Source organism: Nocardia canadensis (assembly GCF_032656385.1).
Classification (GTDB): Bacteria; Actinomycetota; Actinomycetes; order Mycobacteriales; family Mycobacteriaceae; genus Nocardia; species Nocardia canadensis.
In genome coordinates this window covers 31,113-52,702 of the sequence record NZ_JAVCWB010000003.1, presented here as the reverse complement: position 1 = coordinate 52,702, position 21,590 = coordinate 31,113, and the positions used below count along the sequence as shown (strand labels likewise).

27 protein-coding genes are annotated in these 21,590 nt (G+C 70.4%); 10 read left to right on the top strand and 17 right to left on the bottom strand.

Annotation, left to right across the window (positions count from 1 at the left end):
• The first annotated feature begins 64 nt into the window (after positions 1 to 64).
• The gene (locus Q7X29_RS08610) at positions 65 to 721 is read left to right on the top strand and encodes a phosphate signaling complex PhoU family protein (RefSeq protein WP_218716270.1); all 657 of its coding nucleotides are present in this window, start codon (positions 65 to 67) and stop codon (positions 719 to 721) included.
• 2 nt (positions 722 to 723) lie between these two features.
• Here Q7X29_RS08610 and Q7X29_RS08605 read toward each other — a convergent pair whose 3' ends face one another.
• A complete protein-coding gene (locus Q7X29_RS08605) occupies positions 724 to 1,557 on the bottom strand; it encodes an RNA polymerase sigma factor (RefSeq protein ID WP_316573740.1) in 834 nt (277 codons plus the stop codon).
• A gap of 17 nt (positions 1,558 to 1,574) precedes the next feature.
• Complete coding sequence (locus Q7X29_RS08600; protein ID WP_316573751.1) at positions 1,575 to 2,453, bottom strand: haloalkane dehalogenase; 879 nt, start codon at positions 2,451 to 2,453, stop codon at positions 1,575 to 1,577.
• Between the two features lie 246 nt (positions 2,454 to 2,699).
• Here Q7X29_RS08600 and Q7X29_RS08595 point away from each other — a divergent pair, with 246 nt between their 5' ends.
• The 3 genes from Q7X29_RS08595 to Q7X29_RS08585 are packed head-to-tail and all read left to right on the top strand — an operon-like array spanning position 2,700 to position 4,511.
• The gene (locus tag Q7X29_RS08595; protein WP_316573739.1) at positions 2,700 to 3,485 is read left to right on the top strand and encodes an HNH endonuclease family protein; all 786 of its coding nucleotides are present in this window, start codon (positions 2,700 to 2,702) and stop codon (positions 3,483 to 3,485) included.
• Between the two features lie 35 nt (positions 3,486 to 3,520).
• Complete coding sequence (locus tag Q7X29_RS08590; protein ID WP_218716266.1) at positions 3,521 to 3,745, top strand: hypothetical protein; 225 nt, start codon at positions 3,521 to 3,523, stop codon at positions 3,743 to 3,745.
• Positions 3,746 to 3,770: 25 nt separating this feature from the next.
• Complete coding sequence (locus Q7X29_RS08585; RefSeq protein WP_218716265.1) at positions 3,771 to 4,511, top strand: phosphatase PAP2 family protein; 741 nt, start codon at positions 3,771 to 3,773, stop codon at positions 4,509 to 4,511.
• On the opposite strand, the gene Q7X29_RS08580 is transcribed toward Q7X29_RS08585, so the two are convergent.
• Both Q7X29_RS08580 and Q7X29_RS08575 read right to left on the bottom strand, forming a co-directional pair.
• A complete protein-coding gene (locus tag Q7X29_RS08580; RefSeq protein ID WP_316573738.1) occupies positions 4,460 to 5,467 on the bottom strand; it encodes a zinc-dependent alcohol dehydrogenase family protein in 1,008 nt (335 codons plus the stop codon). The two genes, Q7X29_RS08585 and Q7X29_RS08580, sit on opposite strands and share 52 nt — an antisense overlap.
• Positions 5,464 to 5,889 carry a hypothetical protein gene (locus Q7X29_RS08575; protein ID WP_316573737.1) on the bottom strand — a complete coding sequence of 142 codons (426 nt, stop codon included), beginning with the start codon at positions 5,887 to 5,889 and terminating at the stop codon, positions 5,464 to 5,466. The genes Q7X29_RS08580 and Q7X29_RS08575 overlap by 4 nt, the downstream gene beginning before the upstream one ends.
• Positions 5,890 to 6,020: 131 nt before the next feature.
• Between Q7X29_RS08575 and Q7X29_RS08570 the strand changes: the two genes are divergently transcribed.
• Entirely contained in the window at positions 6,021 to 6,812 is a 792-nt protein-coding gene (locus Q7X29_RS08570; RefSeq protein ID WP_255586758.1) for a helix-turn-helix domain-containing protein, read from the top strand.
• Between the two features lie 41 nt (positions 6,813 to 6,853).
• Here Q7X29_RS08570 and Q7X29_RS08565 read toward each other — a convergent pair whose 3' ends face one another.
• The 5 genes from Q7X29_RS08565 to Q7X29_RS08545 form a co-directional block, all read right to left on the bottom strand.
• Positions 6,854 to 7,327: a DUF2231 domain-containing protein gene (locus tag Q7X29_RS08565; protein WP_316573736.1), complete on the bottom strand. Its 474-nt coding sequence runs from the start codon at positions 7,325 to 7,327 to the stop codon at positions 6,854 to 6,856.
• A gap of 89 nt (positions 7,328 to 7,416) precedes the next feature.
• A complete protein-coding gene (locus tag Q7X29_RS08560) occupies positions 7,417 to 8,628 on the bottom strand; it encodes an FAD-dependent oxidoreductase (RefSeq protein ID WP_218716260.1) in 1,212 nt (403 codons plus the stop codon).
• A 162-nt stretch (positions 8,629 to 8,790) separates the two neighbouring features.
• Positions 8,791 to 9,432 carry a PadR family transcriptional regulator gene (locus Q7X29_RS08555; protein ID WP_316573735.1) on the bottom strand — a complete coding sequence of 214 codons (642 nt, stop codon included), beginning with the start codon at positions 9,430 to 9,432 and terminating at the stop codon, positions 8,791 to 8,793.
• Positions 9,433 to 9,514: 82 nt separating this feature from the next.
• The gene (locus Q7X29_RS08550) at positions 9,515 to 11,545 is read right to left on the bottom strand and encodes an MDR family MFS transporter (RefSeq protein ID WP_316573734.1); all 2,031 of its coding nucleotides are present in this window, start codon (positions 11,543 to 11,545) and stop codon (positions 9,515 to 9,517) included.
• Positions 11,546 to 11,612: 67 nt separating this feature from the next.
• A complete protein-coding gene (locus Q7X29_RS08545; protein ID WP_218716258.1) occupies positions 11,613 to 12,245 on the bottom strand; it encodes a TetR/AcrR family transcriptional regulator in 633 nt (210 codons plus the stop codon).
• A gap of 108 nt (positions 12,246 to 12,353) precedes the next feature.
• Here Q7X29_RS08545 and Q7X29_RS08540 point away from each other — a divergent pair, with 108 nt between their 5' ends.
• The 5 genes from Q7X29_RS08540 to Q7X29_RS08520 all read left to right on the top strand — a co-directional run bounded on the left by Q7X29_RS08540 (position 12,354) and on the right by Q7X29_RS08520 (position 15,405).
• On the top strand, positions 12,354 to 12,638 hold the full coding sequence (locus Q7X29_RS08540) for a hypothetical protein (RefSeq protein ID WP_218716257.1): 285 nt from the start codon (positions 12,354 to 12,356) through the stop codon (positions 12,636 to 12,638).
• A gap of 83 nt (positions 12,639 to 12,721) precedes the next feature.
• On the top strand, positions 12,722 to 13,642 hold the full coding sequence (locus Q7X29_RS08535; protein WP_218716810.1) for a sigma-70 family RNA polymerase sigma factor: 921 nt from the start codon (positions 12,722 to 12,724) through the stop codon (positions 13,640 to 13,642).
• 39 nt (positions 13,643 to 13,681) lie between these two features.
• A complete protein-coding gene (locus Q7X29_RS08530; protein WP_218716809.1) occupies positions 13,682 to 14,557 on the top strand; it encodes an oxidoreductase in 876 nt (291 codons plus the stop codon).
• 51 nt (positions 14,558 to 14,608) lie between these two features.
• The gene (locus tag Q7X29_RS08525; RefSeq protein ID WP_218716808.1) at positions 14,609 to 15,040 is read left to right on the top strand and encodes a transcriptional regulator; all 432 of its coding nucleotides are present in this window, start codon (positions 14,609 to 14,611) and stop codon (positions 15,038 to 15,040) included.
• On the top strand, positions 15,037 to 15,405 hold the full coding sequence (locus Q7X29_RS08520) for a DUF3817 domain-containing protein (protein WP_218716807.1): 369 nt from the start codon (positions 15,037 to 15,039) through the stop codon (positions 15,403 to 15,405). Before Q7X29_RS08525 ends, Q7X29_RS08520 begins: the two co-directional genes overlap by 4 nt.
• A gap of 64 nt (positions 15,406 to 15,469) precedes the next feature.
• Here Q7X29_RS08520 and rdgB read toward each other — a convergent pair whose 3' ends face one another.
• The 8 genes from rdgB to Q7X29_RS08480 all read right to left on the bottom strand — a co-directional run bounded on the left by rdgB (position 15,470) and on the right by Q7X29_RS08480 (position 21,583).
• The gene (rdgB, locus tag Q7X29_RS08515; RefSeq protein ID WP_316573733.1) at positions 15,470 to 16,075 is read right to left on the bottom strand and encodes an RdgB/HAM1 family non-canonical purine NTP pyrophosphatase; all 606 of its coding nucleotides are present in this window, start codon (positions 16,073 to 16,075) and stop codon (positions 15,470 to 15,472) included.
• A gap of 2 nt (positions 16,076 to 16,077) precedes the next feature.
• A complete protein-coding gene (gene rph / locus Q7X29_RS08510; protein WP_218716805.1) occupies positions 16,078 to 16,842 on the bottom strand; it encodes a ribonuclease PH in 765 nt (254 codons plus the stop codon).
• A 71-nt stretch (positions 16,843 to 16,913) separates the two neighbouring features.
• Positions 16,914 to 17,678 (bottom strand): cyclic nucleotide-degrading phosphodiesterase, encoded by a 765-nt coding sequence (locus tag Q7X29_RS08505; RefSeq protein ID WP_218716804.1) that lies wholly within the window; start codon positions 17,676 to 17,678, stop codon positions 16,914 to 16,916.
• Positions 17,679 to 17,747: 69 nt separating this feature from the next.
• Positions 17,748 to 18,473, bottom strand: a complete 726-nt coding sequence (locus Q7X29_RS08500; protein WP_316573732.1) for a rhomboid family intramembrane serine protease — start codon at positions 18,471 to 18,473, stop codon at positions 17,748 to 17,750.
• A gap of 165 nt (positions 18,474 to 18,638) precedes the next feature.
• Positions 18,639 to 19,601 (bottom strand): PLP-dependent cysteine synthase family protein, encoded by a 963-nt coding sequence (locus Q7X29_RS08495; protein ID WP_218716802.1) that lies wholly within the window; start codon positions 19,599 to 19,601, stop codon positions 18,639 to 18,641.
• Positions 19,602 to 19,605: 4 nt separating this feature from the next.
• Positions 19,606 to 19,956 carry a MoaD/ThiS family protein gene (locus tag Q7X29_RS08490; protein WP_255587089.1) on the bottom strand — a complete coding sequence of 117 codons (351 nt, stop codon included), beginning with the start codon at positions 19,954 to 19,956 and terminating at the stop codon, positions 19,606 to 19,608.
• Between the two features lie 34 nt (positions 19,957 to 19,990).
• Positions 19,991 to 20,410, bottom strand: a complete 420-nt coding sequence (locus Q7X29_RS08485) for a M67 family metallopeptidase (protein ID WP_316573750.1) — start codon at positions 20,408 to 20,410, stop codon at positions 19,991 to 19,993.
• A 72-nt stretch (positions 20,411 to 20,482) separates the two neighbouring features.
• Positions 20,483 to 21,583: a P1 family peptidase gene (locus Q7X29_RS08480; protein WP_316573731.1), complete on the bottom strand. Its 1,101-nt coding sequence runs from the start codon at positions 21,581 to 21,583 to the stop codon at positions 20,483 to 20,485.
• Positions 21,584 to 21,590: the final 7 nt, after the last annotated feature.

The window sequence follows — 21,590 nt, the reverse complement described above, 5'->3', positions numbered from 1 at the left end:
CCCGGCCGCGAAAGATCCGCCGATGGATTCCCGGGGAGCGCCTCGATGGGGAACAATTCAGCCCGTGCGGACCCAGTTCACCCTCGAGCTCGTTGCTCTGTCCAACGATCTCACCCTGATGTCGCGCTTGGCCCATGACGCGACCGAGCGGGTCACCGAGGCGCTCGCCGGCGCCGACCTGACCGCCACCTACGAGGTCTTCGCGCTCGACGAGCAACTCCAGCAGATGTTCGCCGCCTGCGAAAGTCGCACCATGGCCCTGCTCGCGCTCCAGGCGCCGGTCGCCCGCGACCTACGCCACGTGGTGACCGCGATCCAGATCGCCGGGGAGCTCTCGCGGATCGGCAGGCGCACCGAGACCGCCGGTCAGTACGTGTACCGGGCGCATCCGCGGGCCGTCGCGCCGGAGCCGGTCATCGCCGAATTGGTGGCGATGGGCTTGCTGGCCGCGGAATATGTTGCGCGGGTGAGCGCTTCGGTCGCGACCGGCCGTTTCACCGAGGACGACGGCACCACGGCCGCCACCATGGAAACGCGCTGCGCGCAGCTGCGCGCCGTGCTGACCACGGCCGAGGTCGGCGTCGGCACCGGCACGGCGATCGATCTGGCCCTGCTGGGCAGCCAGTTCCAGCGCTGTGTCGACCACGCCGCCCGCATCGCCCGCCTGATCCGCTTCCTGGACACCGGGATTCCGCCAGAGACCGGGACGCTGCCCGACTGACCTCAGTCGAGCAGCGGGAACCGGCCCGAGCCGAGCAGCCCGGCGATCGCCGCGATCTTCTCCTGCGGCGCCGCGTAATCCGGATGCGCCGTCAGCACCGCCGCCACGTCCCGCAGGTCGCTGAGCTGCGCCGCCGCTTCGGCCACCGTGCGACCACCTTGGCGCACAGCGTGTTTCGTGTAGACAGGGCGCGCCGGATCGATCCGCCCGAGTTCACTCGCGCGGGTGACCCGGCGCGCGCACCGGCACGGCGCCGCCGGATTCGCCAGCCCGCACGACGAGCGCAGGAACGCGCCGAGTCGCTGTTTGGCCCGCTCCCAGCGCTTCTGGTACGCGGCCGGGCTGATGTCGAGCACCCAGGCCGCCTCGGCCACCGACAGCCCGAACACGTCACCGAGGACGAAGGCGATCCGCTCGTCCCGGCTCAGGCATTGCAATACCGCCTGGGTGCAGCTGAGACGGACCTCCTCGGCGAGCAGAGTGGCTTCGGGACCGCGGTAGTCCTCGGTGGCCAGCCCGTCGAGCAGGTTCGCGCCGAACTCGTCGAGGCCGAGCTGTTCGCGCTCGGGCGCCGACCGCCGGTGCTGCGAGATCAGATAGTTCGCCCCGACCCGGTACGCCCAGGTCCGCAGCGCGGCCTCGCCGCGCCAGGTGGACAACCGGGTGACCACCCGGATCAGGATCTCCTGCACCGCGTCCTCGGCGTCGGCCGGGCGGCCGGTCATCCGCAGGGCCAAGCGGTACAGGGGATCCTGCAGCTGCGCGATCACCTCGCTCAACGCTGCCCGGTCGCCCGCCACGGCGCGAGCGACCAGCGCGGCCTCGTCGGTCTCCATGTCGATATTGTCGCCCGTCACGCCAACAGCCCGTGCCGGTCCAGCCAGCCCGCCACGGATTTCGCGATCGCCACCGGCTGATCCTCCGGCGCGTGGTGCGAGCCCCGGCCCACCGACTCCACCTCCAGGTCGGCGAAGGTGGCCGCCGCCCAGGCGATCACCTCGGCGCTGCCCAGCCCGACGGCGGGCTCCACCGTCATCAGCAGCTTGGGCACCCCCGCGCTCGCCGCCATCCATTCGCCGTAGGCGTTCACCCTGGCCACGACGTCGGCGGGCTCGCCGTCGAGCGGGAACTCCCTGGCCCAGGCCAGCATCGGCGCGCGCGAGGCCGGGGTGGGATACGGGGCGCGGTAGGCGTCGAGATCGGCCTCGGTGAGCGCGGGGACCAGCGTCGGCAGGTTGTACTCGATGAACTTGTTCTCGGCGAGCACCGCCTGTTCGCCCGCGGGCGAACGGAACAGCCGGAACATCTCGGCCGAGCGCGCGGGCAGCTCCGACCAGCGCAGCGGGCGCAGGAACGTCTCGATCACCGCGATCCCGGCGACCCGGCCGGGGTGCCTGGCGGCGAAATCCATGGCCAAGGTGCCGCCCCAGTCGTGACCGACCAGGATCGGATCGGTCAGCTCGAGCGCGTCGAACCAGGCGTCGAGGTAGCGGGCGTGATCGTCGAGGCGGTAGGCGATCTCGGGTTTGCCCGAGGCACCCATCCCGATCAGGTCGGGGGCCAGGCAGCGGGCGTGCTCGCGCACCACCGGCAGCACGTCGCGCCACAGGTAGGAACTGGTGGGGTTGCCGTGCAGGAAGACGACGGGTCGGGTGTCGGCACCCGCGTCGCTGTAGGAGATGAACGAGTCGATGACGTCGACGGTCGGCATGGCCGGTTCCTTTCGCTGAATGATCCTTCCCCCGGTTGGACGCGCGGAACCGGCCGCCGCCGACAGGGATTCATAGTGACGTGCGTCACTCCGGGTTTACCGCGCTCCGCCGCAGGTCACCACCCTCGATAGGCGAACGCTATTGAGCCGCAATTCCTTTGCGATGCCGTGTGCCGAACGTCATAGACGACAATCAGATACGACACCCGGTGCGGCCGTTAGGTTGTGCCGGTTCATTTTCGACGAAGGCATGTGGGTGATACGGGCATGAAGTGGTCATCGATCAGCGGCTCTCCTCTGGGCCGGGCCCTGCTCGCCCTCGCCGCGGCGGTGGTGATCGGCGTCGTGCTGACCATCGCCAACTCGATGCTGGACAAGGTGAGCCCCACCGCGCCGGGGCCGGGTCCGGCGAGCGCGGCGACGGTGTCGGGCAAGGAGATCGGCGATCTGCTCGGCAAACTCGTTGTCGCCAAGGAAGGCCCGATGACGGGCTACACCAGGGAGAAGTTCCCGCACTGGGACACCAACAAGCCCGAACACGGCTTCGGCGGCGAGCTGGCCCAGTACCCCAAGTGCACCAGCCGTGACGTGATGATGCTGCGCGATGCGACCGGCAAGGTCACCCTCGACCCGAAGACCTGCGAGCTGAAGATCCCCGCGGGCGCCGGCTGGCAGGACCACTACGGCTTCGTGGACAAGAAGACCGGCGAGCTCGGGCCGTACAAGTTCATCACCGACCCGGCCAAAGTCGACGCCGAACACATCGTGGCGCTGGCCGAGGCATGGCGCTCCGGCGCCGCCGACCGCGACGAGGACACCCGCCGCCGCATCGCCAACGACTCGATGAACCTGGTCGCCGCCGATCCCTCGGCCAACCGCTCCAAGGGTGACCAGGACCCCGCGAACTACTTGCCGCCGGGCAACTTCCGGTGCGCCTATGTCGAGCATTACGTCAAGGTCAAGATAAAGTACGCCCTGACCGTTGATACCGCCGAGCACACCGCGTTGCGCACCGCAGTCGACGACTGCCTCCGCCGAGGAGAGTTCAAATAAGCGAGACGATCGAGATCACCGCCGACAGCGCCGTCATGACCGAAGAGGAAGGGACGGTGTCCGGCGAGCTCGACGTCATGCTCGACGACGCGGGCAAGGGCCTCGTCCGCTACCGCGGCACCGATACCTGGTACACCATCGGCAACATCGAGGGCGAGCCCCCGCGCGTCTGGGACACCGTCGCCGACCTGGTGAAGGCGATCAAGAAGGTCGCGGGCACCCGCGACGTCGCCGGAAACGCGGTCGTCTTCGAAGCATGAGGCCGGAGCTGGCAATCTGGTAGCTATGCCGATCGCCTCGCGCCGACCCCCGCCCGACGACCTCGCGTGGTCGGTCCTGGGCCGACGGCCCCCGCTGGCCGCCGCCCTGCTCGCGACCGCCGCCGTCTCGCTCATCGCGCTCACCTGGCAGGTGAACAACGACGCGGGCATCATCCGGTTCGACCCACGGGTGCTGGACTGGATGATCGCGCACCGCGGCGAACCGCTCACCTCGATCGCCCGGGTGATCACCGATCTGGGCGATACGAAGTCGATGACCATCCTCGCGGCGATCACGGTCGCGTGGTTCGCCTGGCGGCGCGACTGGGCGACCGCCGCGCTGGTCGCCGTCACCTCGGCGGGCGCGGGGGTGCTGGTCGTGGTGGTCAAACATCTCGTGGGCAGGCACCGGCCGCCGGAGGTCGCCCGCCTCGTCGCCGAACCGAGCCTGTCGTATCCGTCGGGGCACACCCTGGGCACGACGGTCGTGGTCGGCATCGTGGCGATCACCGTGATCCCCGGGCTGCGCAGGCGTTGGGTCCGGTGGGTGGCGACGGTGTTCGCGGTGCTGTTCCCGATCGCGGTCGGGCTGTCGCGGATCTATCTGGGCGTGCACTGGGCCACCGATGTGCTCGCCGGCTGGCTGTTCGGCCTGTCCTGGCTGGTCGTGTGCGTGACCGTGTTCTGTCTGCTGCACGGCTCCCCCACCGACGATCAGCCGACGGAGACGACCACCTTGCCGAACGCCGCGCCCGAGCGCAGGTAGTCGTAGGCCGCGGCGGCCTCGTCGAATCCGAATTCGCGGTCGATCACCGGGCGCAGGCGATGCTCGGTGATCGCCCGGTTCATCGCCTCGAAGCCGACGCGGCTGCCGACGGCGATCCGGCGGATCGCGAGATAGGACGAGCCGAACGGGTTGACCGGCGGTGCCGTTCCGGGCGCCGGGGCCATCGCGCCGATCATCGTCACCGTCGCGTTGTAGGCGCCCGCGGCCACCGACTGGGGCAGCGTGGGCAGGCCGACGGCATCGACCACGTGCTCGACGCCACCGGTCAGCCCCGACACCACCGCACCCCAGTCGGGCGTCTCGGTCCGGTCGATCACCGTCTCCGCGCCGAGCGCCCGCAACCGCTCGGCCTTCGCCGGGCCGGACGTGATCGAGAGGACCTCCGCGCCCAGCAGCGTCGCGAACTGGACGGCGAACAGCGCGACCGCGCCACTGCCGACCGTCAGCACGCGGTCGCCCGGCGCGACCGGCGTCCCCGTGGTGAGTGCCGACCAGGCCACCAGGCCCGCGCAGGGCAGCGTGGCCGCCTCGGCGTCGGTGAGCTGCGCGGGCACGTGCACGATGGAGTCCTCTTCGACCAGGGCGTACGTGGCGAGGAACCCGGGATAGTTGGCGCCGTACTGTTCTGCGGCCAGCGCCAGGCTCTGCGGACCGTCGACCCAGTGCACGAAGTAGCTCGCGGTGATCCGGTCGCCGAGGGCGGCGCGGGTGACATCCTCGCCCAGTGCGATCACCTCGCCGACGCCGTCGGACAGCGGCACGATGCCCGGCGTGAGCGGCAGGGGGTAGGTGCCGTCGAGCAGCATCAGATCGCGCCGGTTCACCGAGGCCGCGCCGACCCGGATCAGGACCTGGTGCGGCCCCGGTTCGGGTCGCCGCTGCGCGGCGACCGTGAGTCCCTGACCGGGAACTGCCTGGTAGGCATGGGCATTCATCGCGACCCCTCGATGAACTGGTGGTCGGTGACGACGCGGCCGTCGGCATCGAGCGCGAGCAGGTCGAAGCCGCCGCCCTGGGGTGTGTCGTCGTCGCGGCGGTGCATGGTCCACGCGACACCGACGGTGCCCGCGGGCAGTGCCACGGCCGGGCCCGCCGTGACGAAGACGAACTCGCCGTCGGCCCGGAACATCTCGTAGGCGCGGGTGACGCGGCGGTCGAGCGCGTCGTAGCCGTGCACGGCGAGCGGCGGCGCCGCGATCGCGAGGTCGGCCGCCGCCGCGCGGGCCGCGGCGGGCGGGTCGACCAGGTACTGCGCGCCGTCGACGGCGAAGAGGTCCTCGATCAGGGTGCGGCGGACGGTGGGGTCGGCTTCGTTCCAGAGGGCCACGTAGCGGGTGGCGATGTCGTTGTCGCTCATGGCCACAACTCTGTCGAGGGCGGTGACGCCGCGCGATTCCCCGCGGGGAATGAACGCCGTGCGTCGTCCGCTCCGCCTGTCATTCCCCGGCGGGAATGGCGCGAGGTGGCCGCCCGCGGTTGACTCGCCCCATGACGATCGCGCAGACCACCACCGCCTTCGGACCGCAGCTGCGGCACTGGCGCACCCTGCGCCGGGTCAGCCAGCTCGACCTGGCGATTCGCGCCGAGACGAGTCAGCGCTATCTGAGCTTCCTCGAGCAGGGCCGGTCACAGCCGGGACGCACGATGGTGGTGCGGCTGGCCGAATCGCTCGAACTGGGCCTGCGCGATCGCAACAATCTGCTGCTGGCGGCGGGCTTCGCGCCGGTGTTCCCCGAAAGCGATCTGGCCGCACCGGAATTGGCGCCCGTGCGCGAAGCGCTCACCGCCGTTCTCGACGGGCACCTGCCGTATCCGGCGCTGGTCGCCCGTCCGCGCGGCGAACTGGTCACCGCCAACGCCGCGTTCGACCTGTTCACCGACGGCGTCGCCGACCATCTGCTGCGCGCGCCGATGAACGTGCTGCGGCTGGCCCTGCACCCGGCGGGCGTCGCGCCGCGCGTGCGCAATCTGCCCGAATGGGGCAGGCACATCATCGACGCACTGCGCAGCCGGGCCGCCCACACCCCCGATCCCGCCGTCGACGCGCTGATCACGGAACTGTCGGGATATCTGCCCGCCGTCACCCCCGGTCCCGATCACGTCGGCTTCGCCGTCCCCCTGCACCTGCGCTCCGACGACGGCGATCTGCGCCTGATCACCACCCTCACCTCGTTCGCCACCGCGACCGACGTCACCCTCGCCGAACTCCATCTCGAGGCCTTCCTGCCCGCCGACGCGGAGTCCGCCCGGATCCTGCACCTGCGCGCCGCACGGCGCTGACACCGACAAGTCGATAGCAATCCGCTATTCCCGAGGACGGCTCAGCCCGCCACCGCGGACACCAGCGGTCCCCACGTCGCCCGGGCTCCCGAGTCCCCGATCCGCACGACCTGCACCGTCGCGGCGACACCCACCGCCACCGCGAGCACGGCCACGACCGCGACCACCGCGCGCGTCGGCCGCCTGCCCGCGCGCTCGGCCAGATGCACCCCGGCGACCAGCGCCGCGACCACCAGCAACGCGATCACGAACGGCAGCAGGGTGTCGCCGAGATCGATGTGGGCGCGGATGGCGGGCGTGCTGCCGACCCGTTGCGCGAGCCAGCGCCCCGCGCTCACCGTCACCGGGGTGAGGGCCACGGTGAGCACCGCCAGTGCCACGGCCGGCCAGACCAGCACGCGCCGAGCCATGGGCCAGACCGCCGCCAGGACGAGCAGCGCCGCCGTCAGCGGGACGAGCACCACGAGCAGGTGCACCAGCAGGACATGGGCGGGCAGTCCGTTGATCGTCGACACGAGCGTCTCCTGGCAGCCTGAGTCTGTCGTCCCAGTATGCGCGGGTACTCGCCCCCGGTCGGCGCATCCCGGCCGGGGGCGAGCACGGATCAGGACGCGAGTGTGGCGAGCTCGCGCTGGACCGGCGCGTCCCAGTCGATGCGGTAGCGGCGTTCGGCGCCCATCGTCTTCTCCGGGTTCATCACCGTCTTGACCATCAGCGGCATCATCGCGTTCATGATCTTGCGGGCGACCGGGCCCGGCGTCTTGCTGTGGTTGACCTTCGCCGCGCGCGCCGCCACGCCCTCCACCCTGGACCGGCGCAGCCGCTCGTAGGCCGCGAAGGCCTCGGCGGGCGCGTCGATGTCGCGCAGGCAGCGGGCCAGCTGCACGGCACTCTCGATGGCCAGCGACGCACCCTGCCCCGAGCTGTTGGACGGCGCGTGCACCGAGTCGCCGACCAGCACCATCCGGTCGCGATACCAGTGCGGCACCGGCGGCATGATGTGCAGCGCCCCGGTGATCTCCAGGTTCTCGGCGGTGGTGCGGCGGGCGAACTCGCCGCCCGGGGTATCGGGCGCGTAGGTCTCGCGCAGCACGCGCAGCCAGTGCTCGGCCGGGATCGCGCGCGCCTCGGTCAGCGAGTAGTACTGCTTGCTGGGCAGATTCGCGCCCCAGGCGACGCGGCCGTCGGCGTGCTGCCAGTACAGGTAATAGGCCTTGGCGCCGAAGGCGAACACCATGGTGTCGGCGGGCAGATCCTGGTCGCAGTCGACCAGCGCGCCGAAGCCGAGCATGCCGGTGTAGTCGGGTCCGGGCGCGGCCGGGTCGATCAGGGTCCGGACGGTGGACCGGATGCCGTCCGCGCCGACCAGAATGTCGGCCGACGCGGTGGAGCCGTCGGTGAAGTGCGCGGTCACGCCGTCGGCGTGCTCGTCGACGCGCACCAGCCGCTTGTCGTAGCTGAACGGCACACCGGCCGCGACCGCGTGATCATGCAACGCGCGGTGCAGCTCGCCGCGGTCGACGACCTGCAGCGGCGGCTGATCGGGCAGCACCGGCAGGACGTGTTCGCGGCCGCCGACGGCCAGCCGCATGCCGCGCACGGGCAGCGCGATCGCGCGGACGGCGTCGCCGGCGCCGAGGATGTCGAGGGCCGCGACCCCGTTGGGGGCGAGCGCGAGCCCGGAGCCGATCCCTTCGGACGGCCCGGAATAGGCCTCGTAGACGTGGGCGTCGATGCCTGCCCGGAGCAGGGCGGTCGCGGCCACGGGGCCGGCGATGCCACCGCCGATGACCACGGCGGAACGGGTGTGGGACATGAGTGATCTCCAGATCTGTGTCTGCGTCACCCGGGCTATCCTGTGGTTGCCAGCCTCGTAGCCGGGTGCGCATGCGTGTGAGCACGGTGTCGGGACGGTTTCTCGGACTCGGTGGGGTGTTGCCGCACACCACCGGGTCCGGGGTCTTTTTCGGGGCGAGAGCTAGCCGGTCCCCCCTTCGCCGAAGTCGGGAATCCGGTCGGCGGGCATGCCGTCGGCATGCCACTGCCGCCACATCCGCAGGCCTTCGAAGGTGCCGGCGCGGAGTTCGTCACGCAGCGAGCGCGCCCAGCGCGCCTCGGCTTCCAGCATCGCCACGCCGAATTCGGTCTCGACGAGGAACAGCCGGGGCAGGCTGCCCGCCAGCCCGGCGAGCTCGGTCTTCGCACGGTCGACGGCGGTGTCGAGCGCCTCGATCCGGAGGCCGAGCAGCTCGATCACCTCGTCGGGCGGGAGCACGGCCAGGATCGACAGGCCCGCGGTGAACCGGTGGTGTTCGGGCTCGGGCGAGGCGAGCAGTTCCCTGGTCCAGTCGGCCATCTCGGCGCGGCCGGCGTCGGTGATCCGGTAGATCACGCGCTCGGGCCTGGCGCCGTCGCGCTCACTGCCGACGACTTCGAGGAAACCGGCCTTGGCCATGTTCTGGACCACCGTGTAGAGCGAACCCCACTTGATGTCCATGTCCTTGTCTTTGCCATGGGCGCGCAGGGTGGCGGCGATCTCGTAGCGGTGCATCGGCCGTTGCACGATCACCGACAGCACGGCGAGCGCCAGCAGATTGTTCACCTTGCGCTTCGTGGCCATACGCACCTCCTTACTCGTCTACGAATATACGTCTACGAGTATTAGGCGAGCAAGCGCGATCCACCCGGCTGGACGAACCGGGTCAGACCTTGGCGACCTCGACGCTGTCGGCGCCCTGATCGAGCAGCTTGCCCGCGATATTCGACAGCGCCTCGTCGATCAGCGCGCGATCGGCGGGGTCGTGGTAGTTCCAGTCGTCGAGGCGGTCGCCGAGCCAGCGCCGCCACCCGGACCGCAGCAGATCGACTTCTCGGATGCCCTGGTCGGTCAAGGTCAGCGTGCCGCCGTCGTCGAGCAGCAGGCCGTCGTCGACGGCCTGCCGGAACACCGGCGACAGCACCTCCACCGGCAGCCGGTGCCGGAACGCGATGCCGTAGACCTTCGCGGGCAGCCCCTGCTTGTCGTGCAGATACACCTGCCCCAGCGCCCAGGCGGCATCCGGCTCCAGTGAGCTGCCCGCCGCCGCGATGAGCTCCGGAATGATCGGCTTCTGTGCCCTGGCCTTGCGCACGGTGGCCGCGACCGCGCGTTCCAGCTGCACCACCCGGTCGTCGGAGTCGGGCATCGAGAAACCCTCGCCGATATCGCCCGCGCCGTGCCTGGCACTGTCGCGCAAGCGGACCTGCGGCAGGAACCAGGCGACGACGAACCCGAGCAGCGCGACCGGAACCACCCAGCGGAACACGTAATCGATCGAGTTGGCGTAGGCGTCGATGATCGGCGCGGTCTGCTCGACCGGCAACCCCCGCAACAGCTTCGGATTCGCGGCCACCTCCGGGCCGATGCCCGGGGTCTGCTGGATCGCCTCGGCCAGGGCGGTCTTGCTGTGGTTGTTGTAGAGCGTGCCGAAGACCGCGGTGCCGAACGCGCTGCCGAGAGTGCGGAAGAAGGTCACGCCCGAGGTGGCGGTGCCGAGATCGGCGTAGGGGACGGTGTTCTGCACGACGATGGTGAGCACCTGCATGGACAACCCCAGCCCGGCACCGAGGATCAGCATGTACAGCGATTCCAGCCAGACACTGGTCTGGCGGCCCATCGTCGACATCAACCACAGGCCGACCGCCATCACCGCCATGCCGACGATCGGGAAGTACCGGTACTGCCCGGTGCGCCCGACCACCTGACCGGAGAAGACCGAGGTGATGAACAGGCCGACGACCAGCGGCAACGTCCGCACGCCCGACACCGTCGCCGTCGCGCCGTCGACGTATTGCAGGTAGGCGGGCAGATAGGTCATCGAGCCGAGCATCGCGAAGCCGACGATGAAGCTGAGCACCGACGACACCGTGAAGACCCGGCTGCCGAACAGCCGCATCGGCAGCATCGGCGCCTGTGCCCGCCGCTCCACCAGGACGAACGCGGTCAGCAGGATCGCCGCGAGCACGAACAACCCGATGATCTGCCACGAGCCCCACGGATATTCGTTGCCGCCGAACTCCAGTCCGAGGATCAGCGCCGAGACGCCGAGGGCGACCAACCCGATGCCGAGGTAGTCGATCACCGGCCGCGCGACGGCGCGCAGACGCGGCAGCGTGCGCGCCGCCATCACCACCATGATGATCGCCAGCGGCACATTGACGTAGAAGCACCAGCGCCAGCTCGCGTGATCGGTGAACAGCCCGCCCAGCGTGGGGCCCACGACCGTGGTGATGCCGAACACCGCGCCCAGCGCACCCTGATACTTGCCGCGTTCCCGCAGCGGGATGGTGTCGGCGATCAGCGCCATCGAGGTCACCATCAGGCCGCCCGCGCCGATGCCCTGGATACCGCGGGCCAGGATCAGCACGCCCATGCCGGGCGCCATGCCCGCCAGCGCGGAGCCCGCGATGAAGATGACGCCGCTGATCTGAAACAGCAGTTTGCGGCCGAACAGGTCGCCGAGTTTGCCCGCGAGCACGGTCGCGACGGCCTCGGCGAGCAGATACGCCGTGACCACCCAGGCCATGTGCCCCGCGCTGCCGAGGTCGGCCACGATCGAGGGCAGCGCCGCCGAGACGATGGTCTGGTCGAGCGCGGCCATGAGCATGCCGAGCACCACCGTCGCGAAGATGAGGTTGATCTTGGTCTTGCTCATCGGCTCGACAGGCTCGTCTACAGCAACACCATCGGACATGGCCTCAGTATGGGCTTTCCGACGGTGCGCGGTACTTCAGTGACACGGCAGCAATCAGACCGAGACGTCAGCGGACGGCGTACTCGCCCAGGCCCGGTTCGAGCGCGTCGAACGCGATCCGCGCGTATTCGGCCATGGCGGTGGCGATCTCGTCACCGGACTCGCCGTCGAGCATGCGGCGCAGGATCTCCTCGAACAGCACCCGTTGGACGCCGGCGAGCTGGGCCGCGGCGATCCGCGGGGTGATGTCGTCGGACGCGGCGCCGGTGGTCTCGCGCAGGACGCCCGCCAGCGCGTTCTCCCGCTCGTCGTGGAACTCGCGCAGGCGCGCCACCAGCGCCGGACTGTCGGTGATCATCCGGGCGAACGGTTCTCCGCTGAACCCGATCACCGGATCCTGCGCGGCCACCGCGGCGAGGTAGGCAGCGCGCAACGCGGCCAGCGCCGACTGCCCCGGCTCACGCGCGCGGACGACGGCGGCCAGCTGCTCGACGAACACCTCGCCGAGGTCGAGCGCGAGGTCCTCCTTGCGCGGGAAGTAGTTGGTGACCGTCATCTTGGCGACATCGGCGGCCGCGGCGACATCGGCGATCGTCACCTTGTCGAAGCCGCGTTCGAGGAACAGCTCGGTCGCCCGATGCGAGATCTGCTCCCTGGTCTGCTGCTTCTTCCTCGCCCGGAGCCCCTGCTGTGTGGTCATGACCGCAGCATAACTGAAGCCGTCCCAAAATTGTTCTTGACATATTTTTAGGTCCGTTCTAAGTTTGTGTTCGTCGCCGAGCGCGACACCGATCGAAGGAGACAGCGCATGCCGCACGGACCCGATATCGCCGCCCAGACCCGACGCAGCCACACCACCGACGAAGGAGCAGCCGATATGGCCCGATACACGACGATGCGAACCTCACTCGACGACACGATCCGCGAGCTCATGACCGCGGCAGCGCCCCTCCCGACGCCCGGCCGTCCGGCCGCGCCCCGCGCCGCCGCGCCATTCCCGGCGCAGCGTCGCCGCGTTGCCGGCTCAACGATTCGCGGCGCGCAGACCCGGTCGACGACCGTGCGCCGCCCGCTGCGAATCCCCGGGCGCTGAACGCGCCGGCCGGTGGTGGCGGCGCGCCGCCACCACCGGCCACCCGGTCGGCCACACCCTCGCAGCATCGAACGGAGCCTTCCTTGACCGTCACCACCGATTCCGTCCGCGACTACCTGACCGCCATCGCCCGCACGCCCCTGCTGACCGCCGAGGAGGAATACGCCCTCGGTGCCCGTATCGCCGCAGGCACGGCGGCCCGCGCCGAACTCGACGAGAACGCCGCGGCCGGAATCGAACTCACCGCCGCGCGGCGGGAGCGGCTGCGCCGCACCGAACTCGACGGACTGCGCGCGAAGGACCGGATGGTCCGGGCGAATCTGCGCCTGGTGGTCTCCATCGCCCGCCGGTTCCCGACCAACACCGGCATGGCGCTGCTCGACCTGATCCAGGAGGGCACCCTCGGCCTGATCCGCGCGGTGGAGAAGTTCGACCACACGCGCGGGCTCAAGCTCTCGACGTACGCGACGTACTGGATCCGCCAGTCGATCGGGCGGGCGCTCACCGATCAGGGCCGCACGATCCGGTTGCCGTCCAACGTCGCCGACGTCCTGCACCGGGTGATCCGCGTACGCCGCGAGCTGACCCAGCGGCTCGGCCGCGCGGTCACCGTCGAGGAGCTGGCCGCGGCCGCCGAGCTCACCGTCGCCCAGGTCGCGGCGGTGCTGCGGCACGAGCCCGAGCCGGTGTCGCTGCACGCGCCGGTCGGCGAGGGCGCCGAACTGGGCACGCTGCTGCCCGACACCGCGCCCGCGCCGGCGGACGTGGTGGCCGAGCGGATGCTGCCCGGCTATGTCGAGGCCGCGCTCGCGGTCCTCACCGAGCGTGAGTCCGCCGTCATCCGGCTGCGGTTCGGTCTCGATCGCGGACAGGCGCGCTCGCTGGAGGAGGTGGGCTCGGCGCTCGGCGTCTCGCGGGAACGGGCCAGGCAGATCGAGGCCAAGGCGCTGACCAAACTGCGCAGGCCCGCCTGCGCCGGTACGCTGGCCGGATTGCTCGGCTGACCACTTCCCTCCGATCTTACTCCGGAGTAAGGTCGGCGCATGGCATGGAAACCAACTGACATCGCGGACCAGACCGGGCGCACGTTCGTGATCACCGGGGCCAACGGCGGCCTCGGCGCCGAAACCACCAAGGTGTTGGCAGGCAAGGGCGCCACCGTGATCATGGCGTGCCGCAACGCGGCCAAGGCCCAGCCGATCGCCGACGCCATCCCGGGCGACGTCCGGGTGGCCGCGCTCGACCTCGCCGACCTGGCTTCCGTGCGCGCCTTCGCCGACCAGCAGGGCGAATTCGACGTCCTGATCAACAACGCCGGCCTGATGAACATCCCGTTCTCGCGCACCGCCGACGGCTTCGAGACCCAGTTCGGCGTCAACCACCTCGGCCACTTCGCGCTCACCGGCCTGCTGCTCGACCGCATCACCGACCGGGTCGTCACCCTGGCCAGCATCGCCCACAAGCAGACGCCCAAGCTGTGGATCGACGACCTCAACTACGAGCACCGCCGCTACCAGCGCAACCTCGCCTACGCCCAGGCCAAGCTGGCCAACCTCATGTTCGGCCGCGAACTACAGCGCAGGCTCAGCGAGGCGGGCTCGGCCAAGAAGTCCTACGCCGTGCACCCCGGCGTCTCGGCGACCGACCTGTTCGCCCGCACCGAGACCCCGCTCGACCGGGTCAGCAAGCCGTTCATCAAGCTCATCGGCCACCCGCCGGCCAAGGCCGCCCACTCGAGCCTGTTCGCCGCCACCGAGCCTGCGGCCGACCCGACCGTCTACTGGGGTCCCAACAAGTGGATGCAGTCCCAGGGTCCGGTCGAGGCGTGCCCGTCGAGCGCCATCTCGCGCAATCCGGAACTGCTGCGCAGGCTGTGGGAGGAATCCGAGCGGATGACCGGGATCACCTACAAGTTCTGAGCCCCCGACCTGCTCCTACGCCGCCTGTAGTAGGCGGGTACCGTGGAGCGCGTGTCCGCTTCCTCTCCCCGCCCGGCGCACAATCGACCGGCCCTGATCGCGCTGGTCGTCGTCGTCGCGCTGGGCTGCCTCGCGCTGGCCTGGTGGCAGTGGGAGCGGTTCGAATCGGCCTCGGGAACCGGCCAGAACCTCGGCTACGCCCTGCAGTGGCCGCTGTTCGCCGCGTTCGCGGTGTTCGCCTACGTCCGGTTCGTCCGCCTCGAGCGCGAGGCCGAGGAACCGGACACCGCACCGCGCGCGGCGAAGGCCGAGGCACCGCGCGAGATCCCCGCCGGGATCCTGCCGGAACGGCCCAAGGCCGCGCCCGCCGACGACCCGGAAACGGTCGCCTACAACCAGTACCTGGCGGGACTGCACGCCAGCGACATCGATGCGCAGGTCCGCTCGGCCGGTCTGCGCGCCCCTGAGAGGAACGCCGGGTGACCACCGACGAGAACACGACCGCACCGTCGCTCGACCAGGCCGCCCCGGCGGGCGACGCCGCCAAGATCCGTCCGGCGCTACAGCGCTACCGGGTGCTGGCCTGGGTCACCGGCCTGTGGCTGCTGCTGCTCACCGGGGAGATGATCGCCAAGTACGGCTTCGGCGTCGACACCCCGAGCTGGATCGCGGTCGTGCACGGCTGGGTGTACTTCGCCTACCTGCTCGTCACCGCCGACCTCGCCGTGAAGGTGCGCTGGCCGATCGGGCGCACCGTCGGCACCCTGATCGCGGGCACCATCCCGCTGCTGTCGTTCTTCGTCGAGCACCGCAATGCCAAGGACGTCAAACAGCAGTACGGACTCTGAGCCCCCCGAACGACGACAGCGCCGCCGCACCCGGAATCCGGGGCGGCGGCGCTGTCGTTTCGGTTCAGGCCAGCGCGGCCAGCGCGGGCAGCAGCTGGGTGAGCGCCCGGCTGCGGTGCGAGACAGCGTCCTTCTCGGCCGGAGTCAGTTCCGCGGCACTGCCGGTGCCACCCTCCGGCAGGAACAGCGGATCGTAACCGAAACCGCCCTCCCCCACCGGTTTCCGGGCGATCGTGCCCGGCCATTCGCCGCGCACCACGGTTTCGGTGCCGTCGGGCAGCACCAGCGCGCAGGTGGAGACGAACCGGGCGCCGCGCCGCTCGTCGGGCACGTCACCGAGCTGCGCGAGCAGCAAGGTGTTGTTGGCGGTGTCGTCGCCGTGACGGCCCGACCAGCGTGCCGAGAGCACGCCGGGCATACCGTTGAGCGCGTCCACCTCGATCCCGGAATCATCGGCCACACACGGCAATCCGGTGGCGACGGCCCCGTCGCGCGCCTTGGCGATCGCGTTCTCCTCGAAGGTGGCCCCGGTCTCGGGCGCCTCCTCGTAGGGCGGCACCTCGTTCAGGCTCACCAGTTCGATCCCGGCCACGCCCGCCTCGTCGAGGATCCGGCGCAGTTCTTTCAGCTTCTTGGCATTCCGGCTGGCGACCAGCACGCGCACGGCCACGGCTACTTCTTACCGGCCGGCTCGGGCAGCGCACCCGGGTAGGGCTGCGCCAGGACTTCCTTCTGCACCGCGAACAGCTGCTCACAACCGGCCAGCGCCGAATCGAGCAGCTTGTCCAGGGTCGAGCGCGGGAACGTCGCGCCCTCGCCGGTGCCCTGGATCTCGACCAGGGTGCCGGTGTCGGTGGCGACCACGTTCATGTCGACCTCGGCGCGCGAATCCTCCTCGTAGGGCAGGTCGAGGCGCACCCGGCCGTCGACCACGCCGACACTCACCGCGGCGATCATGCACGAGATCGGTTGCGGGTCGGCCAGTTTGCCCGCCGCGGCCAGGTAGGTCACCGCGTCCGAGAGCGCCACGTACGCACCGGTGATGGCGGCGGTACGGGTGCCGCCGTCGGCCTGCAGCACGTCGCAGTCCAGCGCGATGGTGTTCTCGCCCAGCGCGGCCAGGTCGATGCAGGCGCGCAGCGAGCGCCCGATCAGGCGGCTGATCTCCTGGGTCCGGCCGCCGACCTTGCCCTTCACCGATTCACGCCCGCTGCGGGTGTGGGTGGCGGCGGGCAGCATCGCGTACTCCGCGGTGAGCCAGCCGAGCCCGGAATCCCGCCGCCACGGCGGGACACCCTCGGTGACGCTGGCCGTGCACATCACCCGGGTCTGCCCGAACTCGACCAGCACCGATCCCGCCGGATGCGTGGTGAAGCCACGGGTGATCCTTACCTCGCGGAGTTCGTCATCCGCCCTGCCATCGGCTCGTCTCGACACGGCACACACACTAGCCGTTCCACGTCCCCGGGAGTCAGCGAGTCGTCGGGAAGCTCGACTGTTCGCCGGTCCTACAGGTCGAAGGTTTCGCCGGGCGAGACCGCGTGGACCGGGCCGGCGAACGCGGCCTTGGCCTCGGCGATGACATCCTCGCGCGAGGTCCACGGGGGAATATGGGTGAGCAGCAGTTCCTTGGCGCCCGCGCGGGTGGCGATCTCGCCCGCCTCGGTGCCCGAAAGGTGAATGCCGGGAGGGCGATTGGCCGGATCGTGGGTCCACGAGGCTTCGGCCATCAGCACATCGGCGCCTTCGGCCAGCTCGACGACGGCATCGCACATGGCGGTGTCGCCGGTGTAGACGAAGACGCGGCCGTCCGCGGCGGTGATGCGCAGGCCGTAGGACTCCGGCGGGTGATACATCCGGCGGGCCTCGACGGTGTGGCCGGGACCGAAGGGGACGGGCACGTTCTCGACCCAGGCCTGCGAGTCGATCACGTCGGACCAGTCGTCGGTCTCGCCGCCGATCTCGGCGGAGGCGTTGCCGATGCGCAGCGCGGCGTCGGAGGGACCGCGCACCAGCGCCAGGCCCTGCGGCGGATTGGGATGGTAGCGACGCCACACCAGCAGCGCGGGCAGATCGAGGCAGTGATCCGCGTGCAGATGGGTCAGGAAGATGTCGACGTCACCCGGGTTCAGGTACTTCTGCAGCGCGCCGAAGATGCCGGGACCGAAGTCGATGACGGTCGGCCTCATATCGGGACCCGTCAGCAGGTAACCCGACGCTGGGGAATCCGGGCCGGACACGCTGCCCGAGCACCCGAGGACGGTAAGGCGCATGCCCCCATGCTGCCACGACGTGCTGGTGCTCAATGCAGGATCCCCCCATTTTCCAGACCGGATCCCCGGCTACCGCGTAGGTACTGCGCGGCCGACCGATGCTCCACGGCGGCGTCGACGTTCATCACCAGAGAGTACCCAGCCCGCGAGGACTCCACCCACCGCCCCGAAAAGATGTCCCTGCCAAGAAATTAGGGGGTCGCTGGGCAGTACGCCCCACAGCATCGAGCCGTAGAGCGCGAAGATCACCACGCCGAGCACGATCTGCCCCACATTGCGGGCGAACCACCCACGGCAGATCAGATACGTCAGCCAGCCGAACACCAGCGACGACGCGCCGACGTGCACGCTGCCCGACGAGCCGGTCAGCCAGGTGCCGACGCCGGCGACCACCCAGATGATCGCCGTGGCCGCGATACCGCGCCCGATCCCGGACAGCAGCACCAGGAAACCGAGGATCAGCAGCGGCAGCGTGTTGGCCATCAGATGATCCCAGCCGCCGTGCAGCAGCGGCGCCCACACGATGCCGTCGAGGCCGTCGAGTTCGCGAGGTTCGATCCCGCCCGCGTCGAGCTGACCGGGCGCCCCCGTCGGCCGGTCGTGCGAGAGCACCGCGTCGACGCCCTCGATCACATACAACGACCCGACGAACCCGACGATCACGACCGCAGCGCGCGTCCACGCCCGGACGCCCTCGCGCCGTGCGGGTGGGGTCGCGCCGGGCCGTCCCCGCAGCCCGGCGATCCGATCCGGATCGAACGAGGCTCCGATTCCTCCGCCACCGCTCACCGACATCGCCTCCACTCGGGCCGGGCCACTACAGAAGCCAGGGTACCGAAACACCCGCCCCCGTAGGCCCGCCCCGACTCGACCACGCACCCACGAACCCAGCCCGCACGCCCGACCTCTAGGGAGGGCAGGCCGCGCAGCGGCCGTCGCGCGCGCCAGCGCTCCGACAACTCACGCCCAGAGCTGGCCGTCGAGCCGTTCCTCGGCCTCGTCCAGGGTGCCGTCGTAGGCGCCGGTCGACAGGTACTTCCAGCCGCCGTCGGCGACGACGAACGCGATATCAGCGCGCTTGCCCGCCTTCTGCGCCTTCTTCGCCACGCCCAGCGCCGCGTGCAGGATCGCGCCGGTGGAGATGCCGGCGAAGATGCCCTCCTCGCCGACGAGTTCCCGGGTGCGCTTCACCGCGTCGTAGGGGCCGACGGAGAACCGTGTGGTCAGCACCGCCTCGTCGTACAGCTCGGGGATGAACCCCTCGTCGATGTTGCGCAGGCCGTAGACCAGTTCGCCGTAGCGGGGTTCCGCGGCGACGATCTCGATGCCCGGCACGTTCTCGCGCAGGAATCGCCCGGTGCCCATCAGGGTGCCGGTGGTGCCGAGACCGGCCACGAAATGCGTGATCTCGGGCAGGTCGGCCAGCAGTTCCGGGCCGGTGGTCTCGTAGTGCGCGAGCGCGTTGGCCGGATTGCCGTACTGGTAGAGCATCACCCAGTCCGGGTTCTTCGCGGCGATCTCCTTGGCCATGGCCACGGCCTGGTTCGAACCACCCGCGGCCGGCGAGTCGATGATCTCGGCGCCGAACATGGTGAGCAGCTGACGCCGCTCCACCGAGGTGTTCTCCGGCATCACGCACACGATCCGGTAGCCCTTGAGCTTGGCCGCCATGGCCAGCGAGATCCCGGTGTTGCCGCTGGTCGGCTCCAGGATCGTGCAGCCCGGAGTGAGCAGCCCGTCGGCCTCGGCCTGCTCGATCATCCGCAGCGCGGGCCGGTCCTTGATCGACCCGGTGGGGTTGCGGTCCTCGAGCTTGGCCCACAGGCGGACGTGGTCGTCGCCGTCCCACTGCGGCGACAGCGTCTTCAATCCGACGAGCGGGGTGTTGCCGAGGGTCGCGATCAGCGATTCGTAGCGGGCCACGACGTCAGCGCAGGCGCGAGCGACGGGCGCGGAGGAGGGAGCCTGCGGCACCACGCAGCGCCCCGGGAGCGCCGAGATCGACACTGCCGCCGGCGACGGCGGGCAGGATGGTGACCGACGCGCCCGCGGGTACCTCGGCGTCGAGACCACCGGTGAAGCGCACGTCCTCGTCGTCGACGTAGATGTTGACGTAGCGGTTGAGCTTGCCGTCGGAGAGCAGACGCTCGGCCAGGCCCGGGTGGTTGGCCTCGAGGTTCTCGATCAGCGCCGACAGCGTCGAGCCCTCGCCCTGGACGCGCTTCTCGCCTCCGGTGAGACCTCGCATGATGGTCGGAATGGACACGGTTACCGGCATGGGGACTCCTCGGGTGTGACTTCGTTCGGTGGGTTCAGGCGTCGTAGGAATCGACGATCCGCACGGGCTCTTCGGTGACCTCGCCGTCGACGATGCGGTAGCTGCGCAGTTCGTGCCGCTCCGGGTCGCGGGTGGAGATCAGCACATAGTGTGCGAACGGCTCGGAGGCGTAGGAGATGTCGGTACGGCTCGGGTAGGCCTCGGTCGCGGTGTGCGAGTGGTAGACGACCACGGGGGTCTCGTCGGCCTCGTCCATCGCGCGCCAGACCTTCAACTGCTCCCCGGAATCGAAGCGGTAGAACGTGGGCGAACGTTCGGCGTTGACCATGGCGACGAAGCGTTCCGGCCGGTCGCTACCCTCGGGTCCGGCGATGATGCCGCAGGCCTCGTCCGGGTGGTCGGCGCGCGCGTGCGTCACCATCGCGTCCACGAGATCGGCCCTGATCACCAGCACTTCCTCGACCCTTTCCACAAACCTGACTGCGTGCTGTCGAGCACCACCTCGACAACGACCCACCCTATTCGGCTATTCCGCGCCGCGCGCACCCCGGTCCCCACCTGCGGGGAGTCGGCGCGGGAACAGATCTCGATAGGCCGGGATCCCGGCGATCGAGGTCGCGCTGAGCACGGCGTCGACGACAGCCCGCTCCACGACCACGGCCGCGGCCGTGCACAACTGGTCGAGCAGCAGCAGATCGCCGGGGAACGCGCCGGGCAGCGGGATCGGCGGCACCTCGATCGCGGCGGTGGACAGCGCGAACAGGGTGTCACCGTCGAGCGGGGAATGCACCGGCCGGATCGCGCGGGCCAGCCCGTCGTGCGCGGTGGTGGCCAGCCTGTGACAGGCGACCGGGTCGAGCGCGGCGTCGGTGGCGACCACGCCGATGGTCGTGTTGAGCACGGTGCCCTTCACCGGCAGGGCGTCGAGCGCGGCGATCTCGGCCGCGGTCCCGGGCCGCAGCCCGAAGAAATCGGGCCCGTCGGTGCCTGCGCCCCACAGCAGCCCGGTGCGCGGATCGACCACCGAGCCGACGGGATTGGCGACGATCACCGCCCCGACCGTCACCCCGGCGCCCGGCCCGTCGGCGAGAACCACACTCGCCGAACCGATTCCGCCCTTGAGCGCACCGGCGCGCGCGCCGACCCCCGCCCCGGCGGTGCCGCGCGCGAAATCGGCGGCGGCCGCCTCGGCCGCGAGGAATCCGAAGTCGGCGTCGGGCCGGATGTGCCACGCGCCCACCGGCAGATCGAAGATCACCGCGGCGGGCACGATCGGCACCACCCGGCTCGGATCGGCCGGGTCCATCGGGATGCCCTCGCCGTGCTCCTCCGACCAGCGCATCACGCCGTCGGCGGCTGCCAGGCCGTACGCGCTGCCGCCGGTGAGCAGGACAGCGTTCAGCTGACGGACGGTATTGGCCGGGTCGAGCAGATCGGTCTCCCTGGTGCCCGGTCCGCCGCCGCGCACGTCCACCGCGGCGGTCGCGCCGCCGGGGACGCGCACTACGGTGCAGCCGGTCGCGGCGCCGGTACCCAGGGTGACGTCGTCGTCGAGCACCTGGTGATGGCCGACCAGCACGCCCGCCACATCGGTGATCGAGTTCCGTGGACCGGGAGCACTGCGCATTCCCCGA

Coding starts and splice junctions, on each gene's coding strand:
- Q7X29_RS08540 (WP_218716257.1), top strand. CDS start 12,354: ATGCCGCACGGACCCGATATCGCCGCCCAGACCCGACGCAGCCACACC.
- Q7X29_RS08555 (WP_316573735.1), bottom strand. CDS start 9,432: ATGGCCACGAAGCGCAAGGTGAACAATCTGCTGGCGCTCGCCGTGCTG.
- Q7X29_RS08550 (WP_316573734.1), bottom strand. CDS start 11,545: ATGTCCGATGGTGTTGCTGTAGACGAGCCTGTCGAGCCGATGAGCAAG.
- Q7X29_RS08590 (WP_218716266.1), top strand. CDS start 3,521: ATGACCGAAGAGGAAGGGACGGTGTCCGGCGAGCTCGACGTCATGCTC.
- Q7X29_RS08575 (WP_316573737.1), bottom strand. CDS start 5,889: ATGAGCGACAACGACATCGCCACCCGCTACGTGGCCCTCTGGAACGAA.
- Q7X29_RS08595 (WP_316573739.1), top strand. CDS start 2,700: ATGAAGTGGTCATCGATCAGCGGCTCTCCTCTGGGCCGGGCCCTGCTC.
- Q7X29_RS08500 (WP_316573732.1), bottom strand. CDS start 18,473: ATGTCGGTGAGCGGTGGCGGAGGAATCGGAGCCTCGTTCGATCCGGAT.
- Q7X29_RS08480 (WP_316573731.1), bottom strand. CDS start 21,583: ATGCGCAGTGCTCCCGGTCCACGGAACTCGATCACCGATGTGGCGGGC.
- Q7X29_RS08530 (WP_218716809.1), top strand. CDS start 13,682: ATGGCATGGAAACCAACTGACATCGCGGACCAGACCGGGCGCACGTTC.
- Q7X29_RS08570 (WP_255586758.1), top strand. CDS start 6,021: ATGACGATCGCGCAGACCACCACCGCCTTCGGACCGCAGCTGCGGCAC.
- Q7X29_RS08490 (WP_255587089.1), bottom strand. CDS start 19,956: ATGCCGGTAACCGTGTCCATTCCGACCATCATGCGAGGTCTCACCGGA.
- Q7X29_RS08605 (WP_316573740.1), bottom strand. CDS start 1,557: ATGGAGACCGACGAGGCCGCGCTGGTCGCTCGCGCCGTGGCGGGCGAC.
- Q7X29_RS08560 (WP_218716260.1), bottom strand. CDS start 8,628: ATGTCCCACACCCGTTCCGCCGTGGTCATCGGCGGTGGCATCGCCGGC.
- Q7X29_RS08580 (WP_316573738.1), bottom strand. CDS start 5,467: ATGAATGCCCATGCCTACCAGGCAGTTCCCGGTCAGGGACTCACGGTC.
- Q7X29_RS08505 (WP_218716804.1), bottom strand. CDS start 17,678: ATGCGCCTTACCGTCCTCGGGTGCTCGGGCAGCGTGTCCGGCCCGGAT.
- Q7X29_RS08545 (WP_218716258.1), bottom strand. CDS start 12,245: ATGACCACACAGCAGGGGCTCCGGGCGAGGAAGAAGCAGCAGACCAGG.
- Q7X29_RS08585 (WP_218716265.1), top strand. CDS start 3,771: ATGCCGATCGCCTCGCGCCGACCCCCGCCCGACGACCTCGCGTGGTCG.